The organism is Streptomyces sp. NBC_00224, assembly GCF_041435195.1.
Classification (GTDB): domain Bacteria; phylum Actinomycetota; class Actinomycetes; order Streptomycetales; family Streptomycetaceae; genus Streptomyces.
Genome location: NZ_CP108106.1, coordinates 2,113,502 through 2,132,624 on the forward strand (window position 1 = coordinate 2,113,502; position 19,123 = coordinate 2,132,624).

A 19,123-nucleotide genomic window follows, 5' to 3' on the forward strand; every position below is an offset into this window, starting at 1 on the left:
CCCGCCCCTTCCCTAAAGCCCTGGGCGGGCGGCCGGGGGCTGCGCCCCTGGGGCCGGAATTCGTCTGCGGGTCGGTGGGGGCTGGTCGCGCAGTTCCCCGCGCCCCTTGAATGCCGCTGCGCGACCAGCCGCAGAGGGCCCGCAGGCGAACGGGGACCGGGGCGCAGCGCAGAAGCGGGGTGGGGCCATCACGCCGCCTCCCGGGCCGCCGCCATCCCCGCCGCGTCCAGCCGGGCCGTCCCCACGATCAGGTCCGCCCCGCCGAACTCCGGGTCGTCCAGCTGCGTCCCGTCGTCGACGGCGAACAGCAGCCGCTCCTCGCCCTGCCGGTACGCCGTACCGACCGGCGGGCTCGCCGCGTGCACCGCGAGCAGTGCGACCAGGTACGGCAGCTCCGGGTCGAGCCCGCGCGCCTCGGCGAGCAGGCCGGACAGCCGACGCGGCGCGTCGTGTTCCAGGTCGAGCAGCTCCATCGCCGTCGCCAGCTGCTCCTCACTGAAGCGGCTGTCGTCCGGCGTGGCGATCAGATCGGGCTCGGGCATCTCCGCACCGAGGTGCTCCCGCTCTATCGGAGGCGTGAGCAGTATGTCCACGAGGTCCGACACCCGCACCGACACCGGCGTCCGCAGCCCTGTCCCGCGCGCGAAGAACGCGTCCGTCACCCGCGTCGCGTCCTCGACCGGCAGCGGCAGCAGTGGCGCGACCAGCTGCCCGTACAGGTCGAGGCCGGTCCGGGCGGCCGGGCGCGCGAACGCCTGGCGGTCCTGCTCGGCGCGGAACAGCGGCCCGGCCTCCAGGAGGCGCGACTGCAGCTGGGTGTGGCGCCGGATGCAGTCCTTGACGATGTCGACGAGCTCGGCGGCCCGCCGCTTGTGCTCGGGCTCCTCCGCCTCGTCCCGGGCCTTGCGGATGTTGGTCAGGATCGCGTTCTCGTGCCGGTAGCGGTCGGCCACGTGGTCGAGCGCCTCCGCGATCATGTCCGGGACCGCGTTCAGCCAGTCGACCGCGCGGACGTTGCGCCGGGTCGCCTCCAGGGTGCGGCGCAGGGTCTCCGCGTACTGCACGGTCCGGTAGCGCGCCTGCTCGGCGGCGAGCTGGGCGTCGGCCAGCCTGCCCCGGCTGATCAGCACCTCCAGCTTCACCTCGGCGGCGATCTGGGCGCTGGTGACATCCGTGTCGAGCGCGCCCACCAGCACGTTCACGGCCTCGTCCGTCGTACGGAGGTAGACGCTGCCCCCGTACCCCGGGACCTCTTCGATCAGCTTGAAGTCGTAGTCCCGGCGCACATAGACGCCGTCCGGGCTGAACGTCCCGTACACCGCGCGGAAGCCGCGGTCCACGCTGCCGACGTTGATCAGGTTCTCCAGGACCCAGCGGGCCACCCGCTCGTGCTCGGCGGCGGGGCGGCCCGGCGCCTGCGCGGCGACCCTCGGGATCAGCCTGGCCACTATCTGCTCGTGGTCGGCGCCCGTGTCGAAGTCCATGTTCAGCGTGATGAGGTCGATCGAGGCGAGGGCGACCTCCGCCATCGCGTAGACCGAGTACTCGCCCGCGAGGTTCGCCTTGCGCACGTCCAGGTCGTGCAGCGGGGCGGTGCAGGCGAGCGCGCGAAGCCTGCGCGCCAGCCCCTCGTCGGCGGCCGGGCCCGGTGCCGGGCGCGGCCCCGCGCTGAGCTGGGGCGGAACGGGTTCCGTCGAGGCAGGCGAAGTCACGCTGCACAGATTAGGTCCTCGCACTGACAACGGTCGAAACGGCGCAGATACGACCGCCCGGCCGCCGCCCCCGCCGCCCAGGGCCTGTCCGGTGGATCTGGTCGGCACGCGCGGCCCTGGTGCGCCCATCTGCCGCGTTGTCGTCAGTTGCCGACGCTCCGCGTCGACGCCCTCCTCCGCCTTGCAGCTGGACCCACCAGACCCCCGCTCACCAGCACCAAAAAAGGCACCCCGAGCCGAAGCCGACCAGATCCACCGGACAGGCCCTAGTCGCCGGCCGCCACCAGCCCCGCGTACGCCTCCACCAACTGCCTCCGGGAGTCGTCGAGATAGTCGGCCAGCAGCCGGACCGCCCCGTTCCGCTCGCCCGACCGCAGCGCTTCCAGAATCTCCCGGTTCCGTATGAGATAGGGCTGATGGAGCCGTTTCGGGTCGTCCACCACATGGAAGGCGAGCCGCAGTTCGGCCAGGACGCCGCGCATCAGCTCGTCCGTGCGCGCGCTGCCCGCGAGGCCGACGAGCTCCCGGTGGAAGTGGATGTTGGCGGTGGAGACGCCCTTCCAGTCGTGGCGGCGGGCCGCCCGCTCCCCGCCCGCCACCGCCGCGTCCAGCGTCTCCAGCGCGTACGGGGGCCTGCCGAGGCCCTGGACGACGGCGCACTCGACCAGGCGCCTGGTCCGGTAGATGTCCTCGACGTCCTCGACCGCCAGGACCCGCACGAACACCCCGCGGTTGAGCTCGTGGACCAGCAGCCGCTCGTGGCTCAGCAGCCGGAACGCCTCGCGCAGTGTGTTGCGCGAGACCCCGAGCGCCTTGCCGATGCTGTCCTCCGCGAGGCGCTCCCCCGGCGGGAAGTAGCCCTCGGCGATGCGGCCGCGCAGGATGTCCGCGACGCGCTCGGCCGTACTGGTGCGGCCGAGCAGCGGGCGGTCCTCCGCCAGCCCGCCGACCTCGGACTCCGTCGTTCCCACGGCATCCCCACTCCCCCGCCGGGCTCCCGGCGACGCACGGCTTCCATCGTAGAAGGACTGCAGGGGAGCGGGGGACGAAAGAACGTGCCGACACGACTCTTGTCGGATTGTTCAACGATCCTCTAACTTGGGCGTCACCGCACAGCCCCACCACACCCCCCGCGCACGCTCCCCCTGCGAGGTGCAGATGAGCACGACCCAGGCACAGTCGAAAGAGGGCGAACTCCCCGGCGGCGGCGGCCCGTTCGGGTGGCTGCGGGACCTCGGTCCGCGCGGCCGCCGCGCCTTCGGCGGCGCGTTCGGCGGCTACGCCCTCGACTCCTACGACTACTTCACCCTGCCGCTGAGCATGGTCGCGATCGGCGCGTACTTCGGCCTCGACCACGGCCAGACCGGCCTGCTCACCACGGTGACCCTGGTGGTCTCGGCGGTCGGCGGCGCGCTCGCCGGGATCCTGGCCGACCGCATCGGCCGGGTGAAGGCGCTGATGATCACGGTGATCACGTACGCGGTGTTCACCGTGGCCTGCGGCTTCGCGCCCACGTACGAGACGCTCATGGTCTGCCGCGCCCTGCAGGGCTTCGGCTTCGGCGGCGAGTGGGCGGTCGGCGCGATCCTGGTCGCCGAGTACGCCTCGGCCAAGGAGCGCGGCCGGACCCTCGGCGCGGTGCAGAGCGCCTGGGCGGCAGGCTGGGCGCTGGCCGTCATCGTCTACACGCTGGTCTTCCACTACGTGGACGCGGACACCGCCTGGCGCGTGATGTTCTGGACGGGCGCGCTGCCCGCCCTCCTGGTGATCTACATCCGGCGCCATGTGAGCGATGCCCCGGAGGCGGCCGAGCAGCGCCGCGCGGCCGGCTCGGGGCGCGGCTCCTTCGCCGCGATCTTCAAGAAGGACCTGCTGCGCTCCACGTTCTTCGCGACGCTGCTCTCCACCGGCGTCCAGGGCGGCTACTACACGCTCGCCACCTGGGTGCCGACCTACCTCAAGACCGACCGCGGGCTCACCGTCGTCGGCACCGGCGGCTATCTGACGTTCCTGATCTCCGGCGCCTTCCTCGGCTATCTCACCGGCGGCGTGCTCAGCGACCGGCTCGGGCGCAAGCGGAACATCCAGCTCTTCGCCGTCCTGTCCGCGCTCTGCATCCTGGTGTACACACACATCCCGTCCGGCGCGAACAACCTGCTGCTCGTCCTCGGCTTCCCGCTGGGCTTCTGCATGTCCGCGATCTTCAGCGGGTTCGGCTCGTTCCTGAGCGAGCTCTATCCGACGGCGGTACGCGGGACGGGCCAGGGCTTCACGTACAACAGCGGCCGGGCCGTCGGCGCCTTCCTGCCCACCCTTGTGGGCTACCTCTCCGACAGCTGGGGCGTGGGCGGCGCGCTGGCCCTCGGCGCGATCGGCTACGCACTGGCCTTCGTGGCCCTGTTCGGACTGCCCGAGACACGTGGACAGGAACTGACATGACCCCGGTCATCGACCTCAACGCCGACCTGGGCGAGGGCTTCGGCCGCTGGCGGCTGACCGACGACGAGCAGCTGCTGTCCGTCGTCACCAGCGCCAATGTGGCCTGCGGCTTCCACGCGGGCGACGCGGCCACCATGCGGCGCGTGTGCGCGACGGCGGCCGAGCGCGGGGTGCGGATCGGCGCCCAGGTCTCGTATCGCGATCTGGCCGGGTTCGGACGGCGGGCGATGGACGTCCCGCCGGACGAGCTCGCGGCCGAGGTCGCCTACCAGATAGGCGCGTTGGAGGTCTTCGCCCGGGCCGCGGGCAGCCGGGTCGCCTACGTCAAACCGCACGGCGCGCTCTACAACCGCGTCGTCCACGACGAGGAGCAGGCGGCGGCCGTCGTCGAGGGGGTGCGCCTGGCAGGCGGCCTGCTCGCGGTGCTCGGGCTGCCCGGCTCGCGCCTCCTGGCGCGCGCCGCGAAGGCCGGACTGCCCGTCGTCAGCGAGGCGTTCGCGGACCGCGCGTACACCGAGCGCGCGACCCTCGTCCCGCGCGGCCAGGAGGGCGCGGTCATCACCCACCCGGACGCGGTCGTGGAGCGGTCGCTCTCACTGGCCCGGACCGGCACGGTGGTCGCCGCCACGGGCGAGAGCGTCGAGGTACGCGCGCGTTCGCTCTGTCTGCACGGCGACACCCCCGGCGCCGCCGCCCTCGCCCACCGGGTGCGGCAGGCCCTGGAGGGCGCGGGCGTGCGGGTGAAGGCGTTCGCGTGAGACGCGCCCTGCCGATGCGGACGCTGCCGGTCGGCGACCGCGCGCTCCTCGTCGAGCTGGACAGCGGCGAGGACGCCGAGGCCCTCCACGCCGAGCTGCTGCGCCGCCGCGCCGCCGGAAGCCTGCCGCCCGTACGGGAGATCGTCCCGGCGGCCCGTACGGTCCTGCTCGACGGTCTGGACGATCCGGCGCGCCTTGCCGCGCTGCTGCCCGGCTGGGAGGTCGCGCCGCCGCGCGCGGACACGGGCGCGGCGGTGGAGATCCCGGTCCGCTACGACGGCCCCGATCTGGCCGAGGTCGCGACGGTGTGGGGCGTCTCGCCCGAGGCGGCGGTACGGATCCACTGCGCGGCCGAATTCCGGGTGGCCTTCTGCGGGTTCGCGCCCGGCTTCGGCTATCTGACCGGGCTGCCCGAGCGGTACGGGGTGCCCCGCCGGGCCACCCCGAGGACCTCGGTCCCCGCCGGGTCGGTCGCCCTGGCGGGCCCGTACACCGGCGTCTATCCGCGCTCGTCGCCGGGCGGCTGGCAGCTCGTCGGCAGCACGGACGCCGTGCTGTGGGACCCGGACCGGGAGCCCGCCGCACTCCTCGCACCGGGCACCCGGGTGCGCTTCGTCCCCCGGGGCGGGGCATGACGGACCGGGCCTTCTGCGTGGTGCGGGCCGGCGCGCTCACCTCCGTCCAGGACGAGGGGCGCCATGGCCACGCCCACCTCGGTGTGCCGCGCTCGGGAGCGCTCGACCTGCCCGCGAGCCGCCTCGCCAACCGGCTGGTGGGGAACCGGCCGGGCGCCGCCGTCCTGGAGACGACTCTGAACGGGTGCGCGGTGCGCCCGCGCCGGGCCGTCACGGTCGCGGTGACGGGAGCGCCCTGCCCGGTGGCCGTCGACGGGCGCCCCGCGGCGTGGGGCGCGCCGGTGCGGGTGCCCGCGGGGGCCGTCCTGGAGGTCGGCGCCGCCGTGCGCGGGGTGCGCTCCTATGTGGCGTTCGCCGGGGGGATCGCGGTCGAGCCGGTCCTCGGCAGCCGCTCCACCGATCTGCTGTCGGGGCTCGGCCCGGCGCCGCTCGCGGACGGCGCCGTACTGCCCCTGGGGCATCCGGCCGAGCACTACGCGCGCGTGGACGCGGCACCCGCGCCGGGGCCGCCGCGGGAGTTGGTGCTGCGCATGCTGCCGGGGCCGCGCGCCGACTGGTTCACGGAGAACGCTTTCGTCGCCCTCGCCACCGGCGGCTACCGGGTCTCCGCCGCGAGCAACCGCATCGGCCTGCGCACCGAGGGCCCGGCGCTCGAACGGGCGGTCCACGGCGAGCTGCCCAGCGAGGGCATGGTGTGGGGCGCGGTCCAAGTGCCGCCGGACGGGCGCCCGGTGGTGTTCCTGGCCGACCATCCGACCACCGGCGGCTATCCGGTGGTGGGCGTGGTGGCCGGGGCGGATCTGGCCGCCGCCGCGCAGGCCGTGCCCGGCACCCCGCTGCGGTTCGTGCCCCTGCGACGGGGCCCCGCATCCGTACGGAGGCGTCAGGAGCCGTAGCCGCCGCCTCCGGGCGTGCGGACGACCAGGACGTCCCCGGGGCCCACCTCGACCGTGTCCACGCCGCCCAACGCCTCGCTGCGGCCGTCCGCACGCTCCACCAGGTTCGCGCCGAGCCCGCCGGGCGCGCCGCCCGCCATGCCGTACGGCGGGACGCGCCGGTGGCCGGTCAGCAGGGCGACGGTCATCGGCTCCAGGAAGCGGATCCGGCGCTCGACCCCGCATCCGCCCGTCCACCGGCCCCGCCCGCCGCTGCCCTCCCGTACCGCGAAGGCGTCCACGCGCACCGGATAGCGCCACTCCAGCACCTCGGGGTCGGTGAGGCGCGAGTTGGTCATGTGGGTCTGCACGGCGTCCGCGCCGTCGAAGCCGTCGCCCGCGCCCGAGCCACTGGCCACCGTCTCGTAGTACTGCACCCGGTCGTTGCCGAAGGTCACGTTGTTCATCGTGCCCGAGCCCTCGGCCTGGATCCCGAGGGCCGCGTAGAGCGCGCCGGTGACGGCCTGCGAGGTCTCGACGTTTCCGGCGACGGTCGCGGCCGGGTGCTCGGGCGCCAGCATCGAGCCGGGCGGCACCCGTACCTCCAGCGGCTTGAGACAGCCGCTGTTGAGCGGGATGTCGTCGTCCACCAGCGTCCGGAAGACGTACAGGACGGCCGCCATCACCACCGACCGGGGCGCGTTGAAGTTGCCGGGCTGCTGCGGCGAGGTGCCGGCGAAGTCCACTACGGCGCTGCGGCTGTCGCGGTCCACGGTGACGGCGACCCGGATGACGGCGCCGCCGTCGGTCTCGTACGTGTACGAGCCGTCGCTCAGCCCCGCCACGATCCGCCGCACGGACTCCTCGGCGTTGGCCTGCACATGTCCCATGTACGCCTGGACGACGTCGAGCCCGAACTCGTCGGTCATGCGCCGCAGTTCGGCGATGCCCTTCTCGTTGGCGGCGATCTGGGCGCGCAGGTCGGCGAGGTTGGTGTCGGGGTCGCGCGAGGGGTGAACGGCACCGGTCAACAGCGCCCGCGTCTCCGCCTCGCGCAGCCGTCCGTCCCGGACGAGGAGCCAGTTGTCGAAGAGGACGCCCTCCTCCTCGATGGTGCGGCTGAAGGCGGGCATCGAGCCCGGGGTGATGCCGCCGATCTCGGCGTGGTGGCCGCGCGAGGCGACCAGGAACCGCAGCTCCTCGCCGTCGAACACCGGGGTCACCACGGTGATGTCGGGCAGATGGGTGCCGCCGTGGTACGGGTCGTTGACGGCGTAGACGTCACCGGGCCGCATGGCGCCCGCGTTGCGGTGCAGCACCTCCTTGATGGACTCGCCCATCGAGCCCAAGTGCACCGGGATGTGCGGGGCGTTGGCGATCAGGTTGCCCTCGGCGTCGAAGAGCGCGCAGGAGAAGTCGAGGCGTTCCTTGATGTTGACGGAGTGGGCGGTGTTCTCCAGGCGTACGCCCATCTGCTCGGCGATCGCCATGAAGAGGTTGTTGAAGACCTCCAGCATCACCGGGTCGACATCCGTGCCGACGGCGGTGCGGCCGGGGCGGGGGCGCACCCGGGTGAGCAGCAGATGCCCCAGGTCACCGGCGGCGGCCTGCCAGCCGTCGTCCACCACGGTGGTGGCGTCGGCCTCGGCGACGATCGCGGGCCCGGCCACCGTGTCGCCCGGCCGCAGGGCGGCGCGCCGGTACAGCGGGACGTCCCGGCGCCCGCCCGCCACGAACATGCCCACGGTGGCACAGGGTCCGCTCGCACCCTCGCGCGCGTACTCCTCGACCTCGGGGACGCCGTGCGGCCCGGCGGCGCCGACGGCCTCCACCGACACCGCCTCCATGACCAGCGGCTTGTCCATGGTGAAGGCGTACCGCGCGCGGTGTTCGCGCTCGAACGCCTCCTTCATGGCGTCCGCCGTGTCCAGGGCCAACGGCAGGCTCGCGTCCGTACCGGCGTAGCGGAGCAGTACGCGCGCGTGGGTGGTGATCGCTCCGTCCGGGATGCTGTCGGCGCGCAGTTCGGCACGGGTGCGTGCCGCGAGTTCGTCGCACAGCTCGCGCACCCGCCCGACGGAGTCCCCGTCCAGCTCGGCCTCGACGGACCGCTCGCGCATCGCGGTCGCGTCGGCGAGGCCGATGCCGTAGGCGGAGAGGACTCCGGCCAGCGGCGGTACGACGACGGTGTCGATGCCGAGCGCGTCCGCGACCGCGCAGGCGTGCTGGCCGCCCGCGCCGCCGAAGCTGGTCAGGGCGTAGCGGGTGACGTCGTGGCCGCGCTGCACGGAGATCTTCTTGACCGCGTTCGCCATGTTGAGCACGGCGATCTCCAGGAATCCGGCGGCGACCTCCTCGGGGGTGCGGCCGCCGCCGGTCCGCTCGGCCAGGGCGGCGAACCCCTCCCGTACCACCTCGGCGTCCAGCGGCAGTTCGCCGCCGGGGCCGAACACCGCCGGGAAGTGGGCGGGCTGGATCCGGCCGAGCATCACATTGGCATCGGTGACGGTGAGCGGGCCGCCGCGCCGGTAGCAGGCCGGGCCCGGGACCGCGCCCGCCGAGTCGGGGCCGACCCGGTAGCGCTGTCCGTCGAAGTGGAGCACCGAGCCGCCGCCCGCCGCCACGGTGTGGATGTTCATCATGGGGGCGCGCATCCGCACCCCGGCGACCTGGGTGGCGAAGTCCCGCTCGAAGGCGCCCGCGTAGTGCGAGACGTCGGTCGAGGTGCCGCCCATGTCGAAGCCGATCACGCGCGCGTAGCCGGCCTGTCCGGAGGTGCGGGCCATGCCGACCACTCCGCCGGCGGGTCCGGAGAGCACCGCGTCCTTGCCCCGGAAGTGCGCGGCCTCCCGCAGGCCACCGTTGGACTGCATGAACATCAGCCGTACGCCGTCGAGTTCCTTGGCGACCTCGTCGACGTATCGGCGCAGGATCGGCGAGAGGTAGGCGTCCACCACCGTGGTGTCGCCGCGCGGCACCAGCTTGATGAGCGGGCTCACCTCGTGCGAGCAGCTGACCTGGGTGAAGCCGAGCGAGCGGGCGGCCTCGGCGACGGCCAGCTCGTGGTCCGGGTAGCGGTAGCCGTGCATCAGGACGACGGCGGCGCTGCGCAGTCCCTCCGCGTGGGCGGCCCGCAGCCCCTCGGTGACGCCCGCGAGGTCGAGCGGGCGGACGGTGGCGCCGTGCGCGTCGACCCGCTCGGCCACCTCGACGACCCGCGCGTACACCGCGTCCGGCAGCACGATGTGCCGGTCGAACAGCCGCGGCCGGTTCTGGTACGCGATCCGCAGCGCGTCCCGGAAGCCCTCGGTGACGACCAGGACGGTGGGCTCGCCGCGCCGCTCCAGGAGGGCGTTGGTGGCGACGGTGGTGCCCATCTTGACGACCGAGATCCGGTCGGCCGGGACCGGCTCGTCGGGCCCGAGGCCGAGCAGCAGCCGGATCCCGGCGACCGCGGCGTCGCGGTGGCGCTCCGGGTCGTGGGAGAGGAGCTTGCGGCTGACCAGGCGCCCGTCGGGCCGTCTGCCCACCACGTCGGTGAAGGTGCCGCCACGGTCGATCCAGAACTCCCAGCGCCCTGTCATCCCTCCATTCTGGCAAGGCGGCCCGGGCCGGGGGGCGCGCTGACGGTCGCGAGCGCTGGGGAGAGCGCCTCTGCGGCGCACGGACCGAGGTGGGGGCGGTGCCGCGCGCGGCGTGGCCCCGCCCCGCGCCGCACCGCCCCGGCGAGGCCGGGCAGCTGGGGCAGCAGGTCCGTGGAGCGCCGCGCCACCCGGGCGGTCCCGGCCGTCGCCGGCCACAGCAGCACGGCGGACCGGCCGCGCGGCGGCCGGTCCGGCTCGTACGAGGGTGGTGCGCCCGGCCCGAGGCTGGGCTCGGCGAGCAGGCTCTGGCAGCGGGCCGCCATCCAGTCGGACAGCGCCCGTAGGCCCTAGCGGCTCATATCGCGGCGGCGTCCGGGCCCATCCGGTTGTGGATGGCGCTCTGTACCTCGGCCTCCTCGGCCGGGTCGTCGGCCAGGCGCCGCAGCCGCTCCGCCACGCGCGCGTCGACGAGCTCGGCATGCTGCGCGGCCACTTCGCGGGTGGTCTCCTCGCAGTCCCACAGGCACTCGACGGCGAAACCGGTGGGGAAGGAGGGGTCGGTGGCGGCGAGCGCGCGGGCGGTGCGGCCGCGCAGCTCGGAGGAGGCGGTCTCCCGGTAGAGGTGCCTCAGTACGGGGGCGGCGCAGGCGATGCCGAGCCGTCCGGCCCCGTCGACGAGGGGGCGCAGCAGGGTCGCGTCGGGCCCCTCGGAGCGCACGCACTCGCGCAGTGCGCCGAGGACCAGCTGGGCGTCGTCGGCTTCGCCCCGGCAGGCGAGGACGCCCGCGGCGGCGGCGCCGAGCGCGTCGGGCCGGTGCACCCAGCCGCGCGCCCGGTCGACGGCCTCGGGCCCGCACATCCGCTCGAAGGCGTGGACGGCGGCCTCGGCCACGGTGTGTGAGCCGCCGCCGACGGCGGCCTCGATGAGGTCGAGCACGCGGGGGTCGCGTGACTCGGTGAGGTAGTGCAGGGCGGCGCAACGGGCGCCGTCCGAGCCGGCGCGCGCGGCCTCGACGATCAGGTCGCGATCGTCGGGCCCGGCCACCGCGCCCAGGCAGCGGGCGGCGGGAAGGGTGAGGTCGGCGCCGCGCTCCAGGCCCTCCTGGGCCCAGTCGAAGACGGCTTGGACGCTCCAGCCGGGACGGGGCCCGGACGGTCGCATCTGGCGCTGCCAGCGGTCGAAGGACCCGGCTTCCTGGGCGGCGCGCACCCGTGCGCCGACCGCGTCCCGGGTGTCCTCGGCCCACAGCCGCCAGGGCCGTGGCTCGAAGGCGTCCCGGACGGTGGCGGCCAGTTCGGCGTCGCCCTCGGGGGTGCCGGGGAACCGGGCGAGGACGGGGTCGGCGAGGCCGCGCAGGCCCGCGTCGTCGTCACGCAGGGCGAGCTCGTCCAGGGCCCAGCCCCAGTTGGCGCCGCGCACGGCGTACCGCCGCAGCAGCAGCAGCGCGTCGTCCCTGCCGTAGGAGGCGAGGTGGCCGAGGACCGCGAGCGCGAGACCGGTGCGGTGCTCGTCGCTGTCAAGGACGTCCTCGGCGCTGAAGAGATGGGCCTCGATCTCGTCGAGTCCGCCGTCGAGATCCAGGTAGAGGCGCGCGTAGTACAGGGAGCGGTTCTCCACCTGCCAGTCGTGGCGGGGGTCGCCCAGTACACAGTGGTTCAGGGCCGCCAGGGCTTCTGGGCGCGGGGCGGCGAGCGCGTGCAGGGTGCCGTCGCCGCGGCCCCGCTGCAGCAGGCCGAGCAGCGTACCGCTCGGCGCTATGACCGGATCAAACATGGAAGTAGCCTCACATCAAGCTGTTGACGCAACCGGGATTCGTGCCGTGCCCTAGTAGGCCGCGCGCCAACATGTTCGGCCGTCCGCCGTCTTCTTGCTGTGAGTCATCTTCCTGCCTCCAGTCGTGTGGCCCCCGATGTATGGACCCTGCCCCTGATGAAGGGGCTCGTCGTCATGATGACCCAGGCATTTCGCCACCGCGACCACATTTACGAGCCCCTCTCACCAGGTACGCAGGGGGCACCCGGTGCAAACCTCAGCGGTCGCCGAAGAGTGCGAGCAGTTCCGTCTTGCCGAACATCCGTGCGGTGTCGAGCGCGGACGGCGTTCCGGCGGAAGGATCGGCTCCGCCTGCGAGCAGGGCCTTGACGACCGCGTCCTCGCCCTTGAAGACCGCACCCGCGAGCGGGGTCTGGCCGCGGTCGTTGGCGCGGTCGGCGTCCGCACCGCGCGCGAGGAGCACGGAGACCGCCTCCGCGTGCCCGTGATAGGCGGCGAGCATGACGAGCGTGTGGCCCTTGTCATTGGTGAGGTCCGGCGAGACCCCGGCGTCGACGTACGCGGCGAGCGCCTCCGCGTCTCCCCGGCGCGCCAGATCGAAGATCCTGGTCGCCAGCTCGACCACCTCGGGATCGAGGTCATCGCTCATCGCACGGACCGCCTTTCGCTGCGTACGGCGCTCCTCGGAACGCCTGTGACCTGGGCTCGTACGGCACCGGGGCCGTACGAGTGAATCGACAGGGTACTGCCCGTCGGGCGACATGGTTCGGCCCGCCCGGGGCACATCTCACCGCGAGTGACGGCATCCGGCCCCGCGGCCGCACAGTGTCCCGCCCGCGACCCGGTTCCGTATCCGCCACTCCAGTGAAAATCAGAGAATTTCACCCGATTGCAGCTTTTATCACATAGATACTTCCTGTGATCCTGGAAGAACTCATGGTGACTGTCCCCATCAACCAGGAGAACTTCTCATGATCCTGTCCATCTCAGGCGTCGTCCTGCTCGGAATCATCGTCTTCCTCTTCTTCCGGAAAGACGGTCTGAAGGCGTCGCACGCCATGGTCTGTGCCCTCTTCGGCTTCTACCTCGCGGGCACCGCGATCGCCCCGAGCATCAAGGCCGGCGGCCAGAGCCTGGCCAGCCTGCTGGGCGGGATCAAGTTCTGACCTCCCGCAGTCCCGACCACCCCCTCAGGAGACCGACGTGGCCCGGCGACCACTCCCCCGCATTCTGAGCAGCACGAGCGTTCCGATCGCCCGCAGCCGCGAGATCGCGCGCACGGCCGCCGACAGCGCCACCGACGTCCTCCATCCGCTCATCACGATCAGCCGCGGCCTGCGGCTGATCGCCGCCGCCCTGCGCGGCAAGTGGGCCGCCACGCCCAGGGAACGGCGTGGTCCCGCGCTGTTCCTGGTGGCGGCCGTGGTCCTGGTGGTCGCGCTCATCCCGTACGGGCCGCTGCTCGCCCTGATCACGGTGATGGCCGCGGCCGCCTGGAAGGGCCGCGAGCGCACTCCCGTCAAGACCGGACCCGACGAGGCCGAGACCGGCCGCCTCCAGGCGCTCTACGAGGCGCTGGTGCCGTACTTCTCGGTGGCGGAGGACCCCAGCCCGCTCTTCGCCCACGGCGGGGAGTGGGCCAACGCCTTCAGTGAGTACGAGTTCGACGACGCGGGCCGCGTCACCCGGCTCCTCATCCGCTACCCCGCGTACTTCACGGACGGCGAGCCCGAGGCGCGCGCCCGTATCGAACAGCTGCTGCACACCAAGTCCGGGCGCGGCCGGGAGTACCGGTTCGAGTGGGACGAGGAGGGCAACCAGCTCGTCATGCGCGTCCTCGACGCGCTCTCCACCTCGATCGCCGCCCAGCGGTTCGTCGCCGGCCCCGGTGAGACCGTGCTCGGCTTCACCGACGCCGACGCGGTGCAGCGGACCGTGCCGGTCACCGAGGGCGACGACGTCCGCGACGCGCCGCCGGTCGTCTGGCGCACCGGCCCGCGCTCCACCGAGCCGCACCTGCTGGCGGTGGGCGAGCCCGGCAGCGGCACCACGACCCTGCTGCGCTCCATCGCCCTTCAGGTGCTCCAGCACGGCGACGTGCTCGTGGTCGAGGGCAGCGGCACCGGTGAGTACGCGTGTCTGACCGGGCGCCGGGGCGTGCTCGCCGTCGAGTGCGGCCTCGCCGGGGCGCTGGCCACCCTGGAGTGGGCCGCGCACGAGACCGAGCGCCGGCTCATCGCCGCCAACCGCGCTCGCCAGGGAGGCCACCCGGCCCCGGACGACATCAAGCGGCCACTGTGGATCCTGCTCGACCGGCCGAGCGTCTTCGGGCACCTGGCCGCCGCCGACGGGCGGCCCGACCCGCAGCAGCTGCTCCAGACCCCGCTGCGGCACGGCCGGGCGGCCGGGGTGACCGTGGTGGTCGCCGAGCAGTTCGACAGCCTGGAGGCGCTGACCGAGCCGGTACGCACGCACACCCGCGCGCGCGTGGTGCTCGGCCCCGCCACCCCGGCGCTCGCCGAGTGGGTCCTCGGCGTCCCGCCGCACACCACCCCGACCACGGCGGTCCCGCCCGGTCGCGGCTACGCCCGCCTGGGCACCGGGCCCGTCCTGCGCCTCCAGGTCCCGGCGACGCCGGACCCGTACGACGACGCGACCAGCGAGCAGCACCGCCAGGCGGTCCTGGACCTGCTCCCGGAGCGCGACCTCCCGGTGGAGGCGGCGCCCCGCCAGCAGGCGGTGCCGGCGGAGGGCTGACGGGCGACCGTCACGCCACGAACGTACGCGGCGACTCGCCCCCGTTGCTCGCGCCCTTCTCCACCAAGCGGGCCGCCGCGGCGAGCCGGGCCGCCGCCTCGTCCGCGACCGGGCCACTGACCGTGAACGGCAGCCGTACGTACCCCTCGAAGGCGCCGTCCACGCCGAACCGGGGGCCGGAGGGCACCCGTACGCCGACCCGTTCGCCCACCTCCGCCAGCCGCGAGCCGGAGACTCCCCCGGTGCGCACCCAGAGCGTGAGCCCGCCCACCGGCACGTCGAACTCCCACTCCGGCAGCTCCCGGCGGACCGCCGCCACCAGTGCGTCACGGTTCTCGCGCGCCTGGGCGCGGCGCAGGTCGACCGCCTGCTCCCAACCGCCCGTGGCCATCAGCCAGTTGACGGCGAGCTGTTCCAGGACAGGGGTGCCGAGGTCGGCGTAGGCGCGGGCGGCGACGAGGGAGCGGATGACGTCGGGGGCGGCGCGCACCCAGCCGATGCGCATGCCCGCCCAGAACGCCTTGCTCGCCGAGCCCACCGTGAGCACGGTCGCGCCCGCCGGGTCGAAGGCGCAGACGGGGCGCGGCATGTCGATGCCCTCGTCCAGCCAGAGCTCGGACATGGTCTCGTCGACGACGAGCACGGTCCCGGCCGAGCGGGCCGCGTCCACCAGGGCGCGGCGCTGGTCCTCGTCGGCCAGCGCGCCCGTCGGGTTGTGGAAGTCGGCGACCACATAGGCGAGCCGGGGCGCGGAGTCGCGCAGCACCTGCCGCCACAGGGGCATGTCCCAGCCGGTCAGCCCCTCGGCCATGGCGACCGGCACCAGCCGGGCCCCGGCCTCGCGCATCAGCTGGAGGATGTTGGCGTACGAGGGCGACTCCACCGCGATCCGCTCGCCGCGCCCGGCGAAGAGGTGGCAGATGGCGTCGATGGCGCCCATCGCGCCGGTGGTGACCATGATCTGCTCGGGCATGGTGGGGATGCCGCGCGCCGTGTACCGCTCGGCGAGCATCTGGCGCAGCGCGGGCAGCCCGGCCGGGTAGTCGCCGTGGGTGTGCGCGTACGGCGGCAGCTCCTCCAGGGCGCCCTGGACCGAACGCGTCAGCCAGGGCTCGGGCGCGGGCAGCGCCGCGCACCCCAGGTCGATCATGGAGCCCAGCGACTCCGGCGGCAGCGGCTCCAGGCCGCGCGCGGGCAGCGGGTTGCCCGCCGGCACGGCCGTCCAGCTGCCCGCGCCCCGGCGGGACTCCAGGAAGCCCTCGCCGCGCAGCGCCTCGTAGGCGGCGGCGACCGTGGTGCGGCTGACCGAGAGCGCCAGGGCCAGCTCCCGCTCGGCGGGGAGGCGGGCGGCCACCGGCACCCGTCCTTCGAGGACGAGGAGGCGGATCCCGTCGGCGAGGGCCCGGTAGGCGGGCGGCTTGCGGGTGCCCGCCGGGCGGGGCTGCTGCTGTGCGTTGAGCTGACGGGCGAGCTGTGCCGGCCCGACCGCCGAGGTCCACTGCGCCATGGAAGTCAGTCCACCTTCCCCGAATTGGCCATGGTTGGGATGGGTTTCCCAGCCACAGAGTGTCATGCATCGGTCCACTACCACCAGACAGGGGGGCACTGACGTGTCCACGCACCTCACCCGCAGGCTGCTCCAGCTCTACGTCGGCCTGACGCTGTACGGCGTGAGCTCCGGGCTGCTCGTGCGCAGCGGGCTCGGGCTCGAACCGTGGGGCGTGCTGCACCAGGGGATCGCCGAGCGCACCGGGCTGACCATCGGCGTCGTCTCGATCATCGTGGGCGCGCTCGTACTGCTGCTGTGGATCCCGATCCGGCAGCGCCCGGGCCTGGGCACGGTCTCCAACGTCTTCGCCATCGGCATCGCGATGGACTCCACGCTCGCCCTGGTGCCGGACGTGCACGGGCTCGCCGCCCAGATCCCCCTGCTGGTCGGCGGGATCCTGCTCAACGGTGTGGCGACCGGCCTGTACATCTCGGCGCGGTTCGGGCCCGGCCCGCGCGACGGTCTGATGACCGGGCTGCACCGGCTCACCGGCCGCTCCATCCGGCTGGTGCGCACCTCACTGGAGGTGGCGGTCGTGGTGACCGGGTTCCTGCTCGGCGGCTCGCTGGGCGTCGGTACGGTCGCCTACGCCCTCGCCATCGGCCCGCTCGCCCAGTTCTTCCTGCGCGTCTTCGCCGTCCCCGGGCCGGAGCGGACGACCGCCCCGGAGCCCGCGCCCGCCGTCGCCGAGCCCGTCACCGGTGCGACACCGGCACAGGCGATACTGCGCGGGTGACTCGCGTACGCCACCCCTATCTGGACCACCCGACGCCGATCGCCTTCGCCCACCGCGGCGGGGCGGCCGACGGCATCGAGAACACCGCGGCCGCCTTCGGCCGGGCCGCGGCGGCCGGTTTCCGGTACTTCGAGACCGATGTGCACACCACCGTGGACGGCCGTCTCGTCGCCTTCCACGACTCCACCCTGGACCGGGTCACCGACGCCGTGGGGCGGATCGCCGATCTGCCGTGGGCCGAGGTGTCGCAGGCCCGGGTGGCGGGCCGCGAGCCGCTGCCGCTCTTCGAGGAGCTCCTGGAGGCGTTCCCCGAGGCCCGCTGGAACGTCGACCTCAAGGCCGAGTCCGCGCTCGGCCCGCTCGTGGAACTGATCCGCCGGACCGGTTCGTGGGACCGGGTGTGCGTGGGCTCGTTCTCGGAGAGCCGGGTGGCCCGGGCCGCGAAACTGGCGGGCCCGCGCCTGGCCACCTCGTACGGGGTGCGCGGCGTCGCCGCCCTGAGGCTGCGCTCGCTCGGCGTCCCCGTGCCGCTGCGCCGGGGCGCGGTGTGCGCGCAGGTACCCGAGACCCAGAGCGGCATCCGGGTGGTGGACCGGCGCTTCGTGGAGACCGCGCACGCCCTGGGCCTGCAGGTACACGTGTGGACAATCAATGATCCCGATCGGATGACGAAACTCCTGGACCTCGGCGTGGATGGCATCATGACCGATCATCTGGAGACGCTGCGCAAGGTACTGACCGACCGGGGAACCGGGTTCTGAAACACCCCGCGCGCGCCCGTGGAACGAACGAGAGGGCGCGGGGTTTGACCGCCGAGACCATGGGCCGGGCCGCCGCACAGGCGGCGCCGGACCCCGACCGCCGCCGCGAACAGCGCGGCTGGTACTTCTACGACTTCGCGTGCTCGGTCTACTCGACGACCGTCCTGACGGTGTTCCTCGGGCCCTATCTGACGACGATCGCCAAGGACGCCGCCGACGCGGACGGCTTTGTGCACCCGCTGGGCGTTCCGGTGCGGGCCGGGTCCCTCTTCGCGTACGCGGTGTCCGCCTCGGTGGTGCTCGCGGTGGTCCTGATGCCGATGGTGGGCGCCGCCGCGGACCGCACCGGCCGCAAGAAGCCGCTGCTCGCGGCGGCCGCGTACACCGGAGCCGCGGCGACCGCGGGCATGTTCTTCCTGGACGGGCACCGCTATCTCCTCGGCGCGGTGCTGCTGATCGTCGCCAATGCCGCGCTGTCGGTCTCGATGGTGCTCTACAACGCCTATCTGCCGCAGATCGCGGGCCCCGAGGAGCGCGACCGCGTCTCCTCGCGCGGCTGGGCCTTCGGCTACACCGCGGGCGCGTTCGTCCTGATCCTCAACCTGATCCTCTACTCGGGCCACGACAGCTTCGGACTCTCCGAGGGCACGGCCGTACGGATCTGTCTGGCCTCGGCGGGGGTCTGGTGGGGCGCCTTCACGCTCGTACCACTGCGGCGGCTGCGGGACCGGCACACGCCCGCCGGGCACGCCCCGGCCGAGGGCAAGGTCGGCGCGGGCTGGCGCCAGCTCGTCGCGACGCTGCGCGACATGCGCGCACGTCCGCTCACACTGGCCTTCCTGCTCGCGTATCTGATCTACAACGACGGCGTGCAGACGGTGATCTCGCAGGCGTCGCTGTACGGCTCCGAGGAGCTCGGGCTCGACCAGAACACGCTGATCGTCGCCGTGCTGCTCGTGCAGGTGCTCGCCGTGGCCGGGGCGCTCGGGATGGGGCGGCTCGCGCAGACGTACGGCGCCAAGCGCACGATCCTCGCCTCGCTGGCGGTGTGGGCGCTGATCCTGGGCACCGGGTACTTCCTGCCCGCCCACTCGCCCGCGCTCTTCTTCGTCCTGGCAGCGGCGATCGGCACGGTCCTGGGCGGCAGCCAGGCGCTGTCGCGGTCGCTTTTCTCACACATGGTGCCGAGCGGCAAGGAGGCCGAGTACTTCTCGGCCTACGAGATGAGCGACCGCGGACTGAGCTGGCTGGGGCCACTGGTGTTCGGGCTCGCGTATCAGCTGACCGGGAGCTACCGGGATGCGATCATCTCCCTCGTGATCTTCTTCGTGGCCGGCTTCGCGCTGCTCGCCCGGGTGCCGGTGCGGGCCGCTGTGGCGGCCGCGGGGAACCCGGTTCCGGCGCGGATTTAGACGTTGAAGTGAAAGGCCGGTAGTGTACGCCTTTGGCCTGCCAGGCGGACCGTTACTGCGTGCTCAAGTAGTGAAGACGCTGGGTGACATCTGCTGCCAGATGTGACAAACCGGGCACTGGTGGGTACAAC

The 19,123-nt window shown here is 73.5% G+C and carries 16 protein-coding genes; 9 read left to right on the forward strand and 7 right to left on the reverse strand.

Annotation, left to right across the window (positions count from 1 at the left end; all coding sequences use genetic code 11):
• Nucleotides 1-188: 188 nt before the first annotated feature.
• On the reverse strand, nt 189-1,712 hold the full coding sequence (locus tag OG965_RS09390; RefSeq protein ID WP_371651078.1) for a hypothetical protein: 1,524 nt from the start codon (nt 1,710-1,712) through the stop codon (nt 189-191).
• A 266-nt stretch (nt 1,713-1,978) separates the two neighbouring features.
• On the reverse strand, nt 1,979-2,683 hold the full coding sequence (locus tag OG965_RS09395; protein ID WP_371651080.1) for a GntR family transcriptional regulator: 705 nt from the start codon (nt 2,681-2,683) through the stop codon (nt 1,979-1,981).
• 187 nt (nt 2,684-2,870) lie between these two features.
• Between OG965_RS09395 and OG965_RS09400 the strand changes: the two genes are divergently transcribed.
• Genes OG965_RS09400 through OG965_RS09415 form a run of 4 tightly spaced genes read left to right on the forward strand, consistent with a single transcriptional unit; the run spans nt 2,871 to nt 6,440 of the window.
• Nucleotides 2,871-4,151, forward strand: coding sequence for an MFS transporter (locus OG965_RS09400; RefSeq protein WP_371651082.1), 1,281 nt, complete (start codon nt 2,871-2,873; stop codon nt 4,149-4,151).
• On the forward strand, nt 4,148-4,909 hold the full coding sequence (locus OG965_RS09405) for a LamB/YcsF family protein (RefSeq protein WP_371651084.1): 762 nt from the start codon (nt 4,148-4,150) through the stop codon (nt 4,907-4,909). The genes OG965_RS09400 and OG965_RS09405 overlap by 4 nt, the downstream gene beginning before the upstream one ends.
• A 14-nt stretch (nt 4,910-4,923) precedes the next feature.
• Entirely contained in the window at nt 4,924-5,544 is a 621-nt protein-coding gene (gene pxpB, locus OG965_RS09410; protein WP_371656895.1) for a 5-oxoprolinase subunit PxpB, read from the forward strand.
• Nucleotides 5,541-6,440, forward strand: coding sequence for a biotin-dependent carboxyltransferase family protein (locus tag OG965_RS09415; protein ID WP_371651086.1), 900 nt, complete (start codon nt 5,541-5,543; stop codon nt 6,438-6,440). Before pxpB ends, OG965_RS09415 begins: the two co-directional genes overlap by 4 nt.
• Here OG965_RS09415 and OG965_RS09420 read toward each other — a convergent pair.
• The 4 genes from OG965_RS09420 to OG965_RS09435 form a co-directional block, all read right to left on the reverse strand.
• Nucleotides 6,428-10,003 carry a hydantoinase B/oxoprolinase family protein gene (locus OG965_RS09420; protein WP_371651087.1) on the reverse strand — a complete coding sequence of 1,192 codons (3,576 nt, stop codon included), beginning with the start codon at nt 10,001-10,003 and terminating at the stop codon, nt 6,428-6,430. The two genes, OG965_RS09415 and OG965_RS09420, sit on opposite strands and share 13 nt — an antisense overlap.
• Complete coding sequence (locus tag OG965_RS09425) at nt 10,000-10,326, reverse strand: hypothetical protein (RefSeq protein WP_371651089.1); 327 nt, start codon at nt 10,324-10,326, stop codon at nt 10,000-10,002. Before OG965_RS09425 ends, OG965_RS09420 begins: the two co-directional genes overlap by 4 nt.
• Nucleotides 10,327-10,358: 32 nt before the next feature.
• Nucleotides 10,359-11,777 carry a HEAT repeat domain-containing protein gene (locus OG965_RS09430; RefSeq protein WP_371651091.1) on the reverse strand — a complete coding sequence of 473 codons (1,419 nt, stop codon included), beginning with the start codon at nt 11,775-11,777 and terminating at the stop codon, nt 10,359-10,361.
• A 256-nt stretch (nt 11,778-12,033) separates the two neighbouring features.
• Nucleotides 12,034-12,426 carry an ankyrin repeat domain-containing protein gene (locus OG965_RS09435; protein ID WP_371651093.1) on the reverse strand — a complete coding sequence of 131 codons (393 nt, stop codon included), beginning with the start codon at nt 12,424-12,426 and terminating at the stop codon, nt 12,034-12,036.
• 322 nt (nt 12,427-12,748) lie between these two features.
• Between OG965_RS09435 and OG965_RS09440 the strand changes: the two genes are divergently transcribed.
• The gene (locus OG965_RS09440) at nt 12,749-12,943 is read left to right on the forward strand and encodes a hypothetical protein (protein ID WP_067155558.1); all 195 of its coding nucleotides are present in this window, start codon (nt 12,749-12,751) and stop codon (nt 12,941-12,943) included.
• 37 nt (nt 12,944-12,980) lie between these two features.
• Nucleotides 12,981-14,534, forward strand: coding sequence for a hypothetical protein (locus tag OG965_RS09445; protein ID WP_371651094.1), 1,554 nt, complete (start codon nt 12,981-12,983; stop codon nt 14,532-14,534).
• Between the two features lie 10 nt (nt 14,535-14,544).
• Here the strand turns inward: OG965_RS09445 and OG965_RS09450 are convergent, their stop codons facing one another.
• On the reverse strand, nt 14,545-16,041 hold the full coding sequence (locus tag OG965_RS09450; RefSeq protein ID WP_371651096.1) for a PLP-dependent aminotransferase family protein: 1,497 nt from the start codon (nt 16,039-16,041) through the stop codon (nt 14,545-14,547).
• A 64-nt stretch (nt 16,042-16,105) separates the two neighbouring features.
• On the opposite strand from OG965_RS09450, the gene OG965_RS09455 reads away from it, so the two are divergent.
• Genes OG965_RS09455 through OG965_RS09465 form a run of 3 tightly spaced genes read left to right on the forward strand, consistent with a single transcriptional unit; the run spans nt 16,106 to nt 18,992 of the window.
• Complete coding sequence (locus OG965_RS09455; protein ID WP_371651097.1) at nt 16,106-16,819, forward strand: YitT family protein; 714 nt, start codon at nt 16,106-16,108, stop codon at nt 16,817-16,819.
• Nucleotides 16,816-17,580, forward strand: coding sequence for a glycerophosphodiester phosphodiesterase (locus OG965_RS09460; protein WP_371651098.1), 765 nt, complete (start codon nt 16,816-16,818; stop codon nt 17,578-17,580). The genes OG965_RS09455 and OG965_RS09460 overlap by 4 nt, the downstream gene beginning before the upstream one ends.
• A gap of 59 nt (nt 17,581-17,639) precedes the next feature.
• Nucleotides 17,640-18,992: an MFS transporter gene (locus OG965_RS09465; RefSeq protein WP_371656896.1), complete on the forward strand. Its 1,353-nt coding sequence runs from the start codon at nt 17,640-17,642 to the stop codon at nt 18,990-18,992.
• Nucleotides 18,993-19,123 lie beyond the last annotated feature (131 nt).

Excerpts from the sequence above, each read along its gene's own strand:
- OG965_RS09425 (WP_371651089.1), bottom strand. The coding sequence starts at position 10,326 with ATGGCGGCCCGCTGCCAGAGCCTGCTCGCCGAGCCCAGCCTCGGGCCG.
- OG965_RS09450 (WP_371651096.1), bottom strand. The coding sequence starts at position 16,041 with ATGGCGCAGTGGACCTCGGCGGTCGGGCCGGCACAGCTCGCCCGTCAG.
- OG965_RS09405 (WP_371651084.1), top strand. The coding sequence starts at position 4,148 with ATGACCCCGGTCATCGACCTCAACGCCGACCTGGGCGAGGGCTTCGGC.
- pxpB (WP_371656895.1), top strand. The coding sequence starts at position 4,924 with ATGCGGACGCTGCCGGTCGGCGACCGCGCGCTCCTCGTCGAGCTGGAC.
- OG965_RS09435 (WP_371651093.1), bottom strand. The coding sequence starts at position 12,426 with ATGAGCGATGACCTCGATCCCGAGGTGGTCGAGCTGGCGACCAGGATC.
- OG965_RS09430 (WP_371651091.1), bottom strand. The coding sequence starts at position 11,777 with ATGTTTGATCCGGTCATAGCGCCGAGCGGTACGCTGCTCGGCCTGCTG.
- OG965_RS09440 (WP_067155558.1), top strand. The coding sequence starts at position 12,749 with ATGATCCTGTCCATCTCAGGCGTCGTCCTGCTCGGAATCATCGTCTTC.
- OG965_RS09400 (WP_371651082.1), top strand. The coding sequence starts at position 2,871 with ATGAGCACGACCCAGGCACAGTCGAAAGAGGGCGAACTCCCCGGCGGC.
- OG965_RS09455 (WP_371651097.1), top strand. The coding sequence starts at position 16,106 with ATGCATCGGTCCACTACCACCAGACAGGGGGGCACTGACGTGTCCACG.
- OG965_RS09420 (WP_371651087.1), bottom strand. The coding sequence starts at position 10,003 with ATGACAGGGCGCTGGGAGTTCTGGATCGACCGTGGCGGCACCTTCACC.
- OG965_RS09415 (WP_371651086.1), top strand. The coding sequence starts at position 5,541 with ATGACGGACCGGGCCTTCTGCGTGGTGCGGGCCGGCGCGCTCACCTCC.
- OG965_RS09465 (WP_371656896.1), top strand. The coding sequence starts at position 17,640 with ATGGGCCGGGCCGCCGCACAGGCGGCGCCGGACCCCGACCGCCGCCGC.